The sequence below is a fragment of the Mesorhizobium sp. M4A.F.Ca.ET.020.02.1.1 genome, from assembly GCF_004022645.1.
GTDB lineage: Bacteria > Pseudomonadota > Alphaproteobacteria > Rhizobiales > Rhizobiaceae > Mesorhizobium.
The window spans coordinates 1-7,006 of the sequence record NZ_RZOI01000283.1 but is presented as its reverse complement, the minus strand read 5'-3'; the positions used below and the strand labels follow the sequence as shown (position 1 = coordinate 7,006).

The 7,006-nt window shown below is 62.1% G+C and carries 7 protein-coding genes; 1 reads left to right on the top strand and 6 read right to left on the bottom strand.

What is annotated here, in order from left to right; genetic code table 11:
* The 6 genes from EN742_RS18350 to EN742_RS18325 all read right to left on the bottom strand — a co-directional run.
* Window positions 1–767: GAF domain-containing protein (locus EN742_RS18350; protein WP_245492353.1), on the bottom strand; the 767-nt coding region annotated here is incomplete at its 3' end.
* A 266-nt stretch (window positions 768–1,033) separates the two neighbouring features.
* The gene (locus tag EN742_RS18345) at window positions 1,034–1,864 is read right to left on the bottom strand and encodes an aspartyl/asparaginyl beta-hydroxylase domain-containing protein (RefSeq protein ID WP_128333115.1); all 831 of its coding nucleotides are present in this window, start codon (window positions 1,862–1,864) and stop codon (window positions 1,034–1,036) included.
* Window positions 1,865–2,018: 154 nt separating this feature from the next.
* Window positions 2,019–2,198, bottom strand: a complete 180-nt coding sequence (locus EN742_RS39425; RefSeq protein ID WP_245482517.1) for a DUF930 domain-containing protein — start codon at window positions 2,196–2,198, stop codon at window positions 2,019–2,021.
* A gap of 63 nt (window positions 2,199–2,261) precedes the next feature.
* On the bottom strand, window positions 2,262–4,730 hold the full coding sequence (clpA, locus tag EN742_RS18335; RefSeq protein WP_128333114.1) for an ATP-dependent Clp protease ATP-binding subunit ClpA: 2,469 nt from the start codon (window positions 4,728–4,730) through the stop codon (window positions 2,262–2,264).
* A gap of 6 nt (window positions 4,731–4,736) precedes the next feature.
* Complete coding sequence (clpS, locus tag EN742_RS18330) at window positions 4,737–5,063, bottom strand: ATP-dependent Clp protease adapter ClpS (protein ID WP_189347344.1); 327 nt, start codon at window positions 5,061–5,063, stop codon at window positions 4,737–4,739.
* Between the two features lie 278 nt (window positions 5,064–5,341).
* Window positions 5,342–5,671 carry a phasin family protein gene (locus EN742_RS18325; RefSeq protein WP_128333113.1) on the bottom strand — a complete coding sequence of 110 codons (330 nt, stop codon included), beginning with the start codon at window positions 5,669–5,671 and terminating at the stop codon, window positions 5,342–5,344.
* A 289-nt stretch (window positions 5,672–5,960) separates the two neighbouring features.
* Here EN742_RS18325 and EN742_RS18320 point away from each other — a divergent pair.
* The coding region (locus EN742_RS18320; RefSeq protein ID WP_148670143.1) for a D-alanyl-D-alanine carboxypeptidase family protein at window positions 5,961–7,006 on the top strand (1,046 nt) is incomplete at its 3' end.

Genomic DNA, 7,006 nt, shown 5'->3' with positions numbered 1-7,006 from the left:
GCCGCGAGCAGCCCCTTGGCCAAGGCTTCGCGAGTTATGCCGAGCGCGGAACGGGCCGAGCGCGTCGCGCCGATCACCAGATCGTCGGCATCGATGGCGATGAGCGCCCCGGCGTTGCGCTCGCCGATCGGGGCAAGCAGGATGCGGGCGTTGGAATAGACCATGCGGAAATTCTCGGCCTCGATGCGGCGGGCGGCGTCACCCACCGCAACAGCGATCAGCTGGACAAAGCCTTCCGTCAGATCCGACCGGCACGACGACACGTCGAGCGCCGCCGCCAGATTGCCTTCGTGGTCGTAGACCGGCGCCGTCGTGCAACTGAGCAAAGTGTTGCGCGAGAAAAAGTGCTGATCGCGATGGATGGTCAGCGCCCGCTGGTCGGCGATGCAGGTGCCGATCCCATTGGTGCCTTCACTGTCCTCGCTCCAGACCGTGCCGGTCCAAAGCCCCCATTCGTCGAATGTCTCGTCGTCGGCGACGGCGCCCCTGCGTTCGACGGGGATGCCGTCGCGGTCCGCCAGCATCACGCAGCAGCCAACGCCCCCTACGGCGAGATAGAGGCGATTGAGACTTGCCTCGGCGGCGCGGACCAATGGCTCCATGCGCTGCCGGGCCCCTCTCAACTCACCTTCGGTCAATCGCCTGGGGGCCTTGCGCTCGGCTGGATCGAGACCGTGCAGTTGGAGAGAACGTCGCCATGAGGCGACCAGTGCCGAATGGGCCGCGCCGCTTCTGGCGATCGAGGCCTGGACAAGATCTGCATGCACGACTGATTGCCGACCGATCAACCTGACCCTCCCGTAAGCGGGACCTCCTCCCGCTCAGTCGTCACGTTGGCTAGAAAATATTCGACACCCAAGGCAGTTCAGCTTTCGATATAGAACGCTGACCCCGACACGTATTGATTTTGCGCAATTCGGGACGGAAAATCGCTACGCAATCGTTCCAGAATTGCTCTGGCGTTCTAAAGGTGGCTGCCGGCCGGCGCCATTGGACGTTGGTTCAAGGCGGATTGGCGAGGTCCTGTCGAAGCTCAGTTCGCCTCGGCCTTCTTCGGCTTGCTGGAGCCGATCATCTTCCAGTTCTTGTAGAACAGGGAATTGATGCGTTCGACGCTGACCGAAACGATGGCGAGCAGGCCGGCGATGAGGCCGGGGAACGGGGATGGACGGATGATGTCCATGAAGACGCAGTAGCGGCGCCCGTCATACTCGTTGACCGAACGGTGCAGCAGCGTGTCGTCGAAAATGTAGAGCGGATTGTCATGCCAGTAGTTCCTGGCGTCGTTGCACTCGACGAAAATCTCGGCCTTCACCGGCAGCAGGTTGTAGAGAATGCGCAGGCTGAGCCGAAGCGGGCCGAAATGCCAGGACGTCGATTCCTTGCCCCTGAAGACCGACACGGCGATGGTCTTGATGTATTTGAAATCCTTGTTGAATTCCGGCACGTTGTCGATCTTGTGCTTGCCGTACCATTGATAGACATACATGCCGCGCCGGCCGGTGCCGAAATTGGCGTCGATATCGGCGATGATCTCGTCCTTGCGCGCCTTAAAGACGTCGAGAACCTCGTTGACCTCGCGCTGGTAGTCGGCGGGAAACTGCTCCAGCTTCCAGACACCCGGGTTCCTGTAGCAAAGCAGGTCGACCAGCAGGTTGAAGGGCGACAGCAGCCAGGTGAAGAGGCCGTTGCCGAGAAAATAGCCGCGGAACAGCGACAGGTCCTTGTTCTTGTTGCGCAGCACGTCGATCAGGCCGCAAACGATCCAGATCGTTGTCAGGATCGGGATGAAATAGAAGCCGAGCGCGAGAAGCGGAATCGCAATCGCTGCCTGACGGATGGTCTTTCGAGCTTGCCTTGTCATTTTATTCCGCGCGGGGAGCGCGATCCCGTTCGCTTGAGTGCGCCAAAGTCACGGCAGCAACCCCCGCAGCCGTGCGCCTTGATAGGATTTTTTGCTTCGCCACACAACGGCAATCATGGCGGTGCCGGCGGGGCGCCGGTGCCGCTCATGCCCGTCAGATCGCCTTGTCCACGCCACGGGCAGGCCGAGATCGTCCCATTTCTCTTTCATCGCTGACCAGGAACTCGAAGCCGATGACGCTGTCACCGTCCCCGGCCGGCTCGCATCTGAATTTCAGCCCCTGCCAGCTGCCGCGGCTGCGGAAGGCAGCACCTTCGGCGGCGACCGAGCTCACTCTTGACCGCAGCAGATTGCATGAAAAAAGCCCCGTTTCCGGGGCTTTTTTATCGTCAGGGCTTCAGCCCTTGCGCGGCAACTGCGGCACCAGGCTGCGCTTGCCGCCATCCTTGCCTTTCGGCTCCGGCTTCTGCGCCACCGCCTTCCTGGCCACCGGCTTCTTCGCAACCGCCTTGCGGGGCTTCGGCGCTTCTTCCGGCTCTTCCTTCTTCGGCTTCACCGGAGCCTCGTCGGCCAGCGATTCGAGCTTCAGGCCGGTCTCGCCGGTTTCCTTCTTCTCGACGGTGACGCGCACCGTGCCGCCCTTCTTGAGCTTGCCGAACAGCACCTCGTCGGCCAGCGGCTTCTTGATGTGCTCCTGGATGACGCGGCCGAGCGGCCGCGCGCCCATGCGCTCGTCATAGCCCTTGTCGGCCAGCCAGGCGACCGCATCCGGCGACAGGTCGAAGGTGACGCCACGCTCGGAGAGCTGAGCCTCGAGCTGCATGACGAACTTCTGCACAACCTGGTGGATGACCGGCACCGGCAGCGAGCCGAACGGGATGATCGCATCGAGACGGTTGCGGAACTCCGGCGTAAACAGCCGGTTGATCGCCTCGACATCGTCGCCTTCGCGCTTGGTCGAACCGAAACCGATCGCCGCCCGCTGCGCATCCGACGCTCCCGCATTGGTGGTCATGATCAGGATGACATTGCGGAAGTCGATCTGCTTGCCGTTGTGGTCGGTCAGCTTGCCGTGGTCCATCACCTGCAGCAGGATGTTGAACAGGTCGGGATGCGCCTTCTCGACCTCATCGAGCAAGAGCACGCAGTGCGGATGCTGGTCGACACCGTCGGTGAGCAATCCGCCCTGGTCGAAGCCGACATAGCCGGGAGGCGCGCCGATCAGCCGCGATACGGTATGACGTTCCATGTATTCCGACATGTCGAAGCGGATCAGTTCGACGCCGAGCGAGGCGGCGAGCTGCTTGGCGACTTCCGTCTTGCCGACGCCGGTCGGGCCCGAGAACAGATAGGAGCCGATCGGCTTTTCGGGTTCACGCAGGCCGGCGCGCGCCAGCTTGATCGCCGACGTCAGCGCGGTGATGGCGGTGTCCTGGCCGTAGACGACGCGCTTCAGCTCGATGTCGAGACCCTGCAGCACCTTCTCGTCGTCGGCCGAAACCGTCTTCGGCGGGATGCGCGCCATGGTGGCGATCGTGGCTTCGATTTCCTTGATGCCGATCGTCTTCTTGCGCTTGGCTTCGGGCACCAGCATCTGCGAGGCGCCGGTCTCGTCGATCACGTCGATCGCCTTGTCCGGCAGCTTGCGGTCGTTGATGTAGCGGGCCGAAAGCTCGACCGAGGCCTTGATCGCCTCGCTGGTGTAGCGGACCTTGTGGAACTCCTCGAAATAGGGCTTCAGGCCCTTCATGATCTCGATGGCGTCCTCGATGGTCGGCTCGTTGACGTCGATCTTCTGGAAGCGCCGCACCAAGGCGCGGTCCTTCTCGAAGAACTGGCGGAACTCCTTGTAGGTGGTCGAGCCGATGCAGCGGATGGCGCCCGACGACAGCGCCGGCTTCAGCAGGTTCGACGCGTCCATGGCGCCGCCTGACGTGGCCCCTGCCCCGATCACGGTATGGATCTCGTCGATGAACAGCACCGCGCCGGGATAGTCCTCGAGTTCCTTGACGACCTGCTTCAGCCGCTCCTCGAAGTCGCCGCGATAGCGCGTGCCGGCGAGCAGCGTGCCCATGTCGAGCGCGAAGATAGTGGCGTTGTGCAGCACCTCGGGCACGTCGCCCTCGACGATGCGCTTGGCCAGACCCTCGGCGATCGCCGTCTTGCCGACGCCGGGATCGCCGACATAGAGCGGGTTGTTCTTGGAGCGGCGGCACAGCACCTGGATCGTGCGGTTGATCTCCGACTCGCGGCCGATCAGCGGATCGATCTTGCCGGCCTTGGCCTTGTTGTTGAGGTTGATGCAATAAGCAGTCAGGGCGTCCTGCTGCTGCTTCTTCTTGCCGTTCTCCTCCTGCGGCTCGGCGCCGTTCTGGCCGCCCTGCTCGTCATCGGCGCCGCGCGGGGTGCGGTTCTCCGAGGCGCCGGGGCGCTTGGCGATGCCATGCGAAATGTAGTTGACCGCGTCGTAGCGGGTCATCTGCTGTTCCTGCAGGAAATAGGCGGCATGGCTCTCACGCTCGGCGAAGATCGCGACGAGCACGTTGGCGCCGGAGACCTCCTCGCGGCCGGACGACTGTACATGGATGACGGCGCGCTGGATGACGCGCTGGAAACCGGCGGTGGGCTTGGAATCCTCGTCATAGCCGGTAACGAGGTTGTCGAGCTCGGTGTCGATATAGGTGAGAACCGTGTGTTTCAATTCGTCGAGGTCGACGTTGCAGGCGCGCATGACGGCAGCTGCCTCGGTGTCGTCGATCAGGGCGAGCAGCAGGTGTTCAAGGGTTGCATATTCATGATGCCGCTCATTGGCGAGCGTCAGCGCCTGATGTAGCGCCTTTTCCAGGCCTTGGGAGAAAGCCGGCATGTTACCTCACTTCTTCTCCATCACGCATTGCAGCGGATGCTGATTCTGTCGGGCGAAATCCATGACCTGGGACACTTTGGTCTCGGCCACCTCGAATGTATAGACCCCGCACTCGCCCACTCCATGATTGTGAACATGAAGCATGATGCGTGTGGCGGCTTCGCGGTCCTTCTGAAAAAAACGCTCCAGCACGTGGACCACGAATTCCATGGGCGTGTAGTCGTCGTTGAGGATGAGGACCCGGTAGAGACTGGGCTTCTTGGTCTTGGTTTTGGTGCGCGTGATCACGGCCGTGCCGCGACCGGCCCCGTTGCCGTCGCCGTCACTCTGCATCCGCACCACGCCTGCCGTGGCAGTCAAACCGGTCGTCACGTAGTCCTGCCTCTTTCGAATCCCCATGCGAGTTCGACATGTAGGTGTTCGATGGACGATTTTAAGCCCTTCTGTTTAGCTGACAATATGGCTAGGTGGGCAAACTTCAGCGATTTTCGCAATCGTGAAGGTGGCTAGGGCGCCAGATCGAAGCGGGCATGAAAAAACCCGGCCGCGCATCCGCGACCGGGTCTGTCTTGCAGGCCGGCTGGCCTAGTTTCAGTGCCTTGCGGCGAAAATTACTTCGTCTTGGCTACGATCGATTCGAACGGCTTGTAGGCTTCCTTGGCGAGTTCGGCATAGAGGTCGCCGATCTTGGCGGCCTCGGCGACGAAGCTCTCGTAGCTCTGCTTGGCGTAGTCGGACTGGATCTCGATCGCCTTGTCGAACGACTTGGCCGAGAAGAGCTTCTCGAACGCGGCGCTGCCGGCTTCGAAGCTCTTCTTGGTGTACTCGCCCGCTTCTGTGGCGATCGCCTGCGCGCCCTTGGTGAGCGAAGCAAAGCTCTTCAATCCGGTGTCGGCAAACTCCTTGCCGAATTTGCTGAAGTCCTCATAGGTCTGGGCCATTTCACGCTTCCCTTCGTGGTTGAAACGCCCATTTGCCCCGGGCGCCCTTGTGCAATGCACCGCAAATATATTGTGCGCTGCACAAAAGTCAAGTTTTTGCCCGTTTGCTGGGCACGGGGCGGACGGGAAGAGTCCAAAATTCGAATAAAAAGAGGCTCAAATCGCCAGAAAATGGTGAACGCGGCGGTTACCATAAACGGATTGGTAACGCTGCCCGCGATAGCTTGGCCGAAAGCGAGGCAGGCTCACGCCGCCGCCTCCGGGGCAACGAAATTTCAGGGAAATATCAGTGCGTCAGGCGTTGTCGGGCTTCGTCTCCAAAACCTCCTCCTTTCTCAAGGCGGTCACGATCGTCGCCCTGGCGATGACCGTCGTCGTCGCGGATGCCGCCTCATCGATGGCGGCGAAATCGGCGGCCATCGTCATCGACGCCAAGACGGGCAAGGTGCTCTATTCTTCCGACGCCAATGGTCGGCGCTATCCCGCTTCGCTGACCAAGATGATGACCCTCTATCTGACGTTCGAGGCGCTGGCGAAGGGTCGGATCTCGAAGAACACGGCGGTGCCGTTCTCTGCCCACGCCGCGGCCGAGCCGCCGACGAAACTTGGCGTCAAGCCCGGCGGATCGGTGTCCGTCGACACAGCCATCCTGTCGATGGTGACCAAGTCGGCCAATGATTCCGCGACGGCGCTGGGTGAGCTGCTCGGCGGCAACGAAGCCAATTTCGCCCGCATGATGACCGCCAAGGCGCGTGCGCTCGGCATGAACGGCACGGTCTTCCGCAACGCCAATGGCTTGCCCGATCCCGGCCAGTTCACCACCGCCCACGACATGGCGATGCTCGGCATCGCGCTGAGGGAGCACTTCCCGCAATATTACGGCTACTTTTCGCAACGCTCCTTCCTTTACGGCCGTCGGCGCATCAATGGTCACAATCGCTTGCTCGGCCGCATCAAGGGCGTTGACGGAATCAAGACCGGCTACACCCGCGCTTCCGGCTACAATCTGGTCTCGTCGGTCGATGACGGCGATCGCAAGCTCGTCGCTGTCGTCATGGGCGGCGCCTCGGGCCGCGCCCGCGACAACCAGATGGCGGGCCTGATCAACGCTTATATGCCGAAGGCGTCGACGCGTGGCGCTAGCGCCCTCATCGCCAAGGCCGGTGGCGGCAATCCGATCAGTGCGCTGGCCAAGGTGCTCCTGCCGAAGCATGACGCGCCGACCCCGGACGAAAAGCCGGCGGTCGAGGAAGAGGCGGTCGTCGCCTCCGCGGACGACAGCGCGCCCGTCGTCGAGGAGACCACGCCGGTCGTCCAGATCAAGAAGGTCAAGAC

Coding starts and splice junctions, on each gene's coding strand:
- EN742_RS18345 (WP_128333115.1), bottom strand. CDS start 1,864: ATGACAAGGCAAGCTCGAAAGACCATCCGTCAGGCAGCGATTGCGATT.
- clpA (WP_128333114.1), bottom strand. CDS start 4,730: ATGCCGGCTTTCTCCCAAGGCCTGGAAAAGGCGCTACATCAGGCGCTG.
- clpS (WP_189347344.1), bottom strand. CDS start 5,063: ATGCAGAGTGACGGCGACGGCAACGGGGCCGGTCGCGGCACGGCCGTG.
- EN742_RS18325 (WP_128333113.1), bottom strand. CDS start 5,671: ATGGCCCAGACCTATGAGGACTTCAGCAAATTCGGCAAGGAGTTTGCC.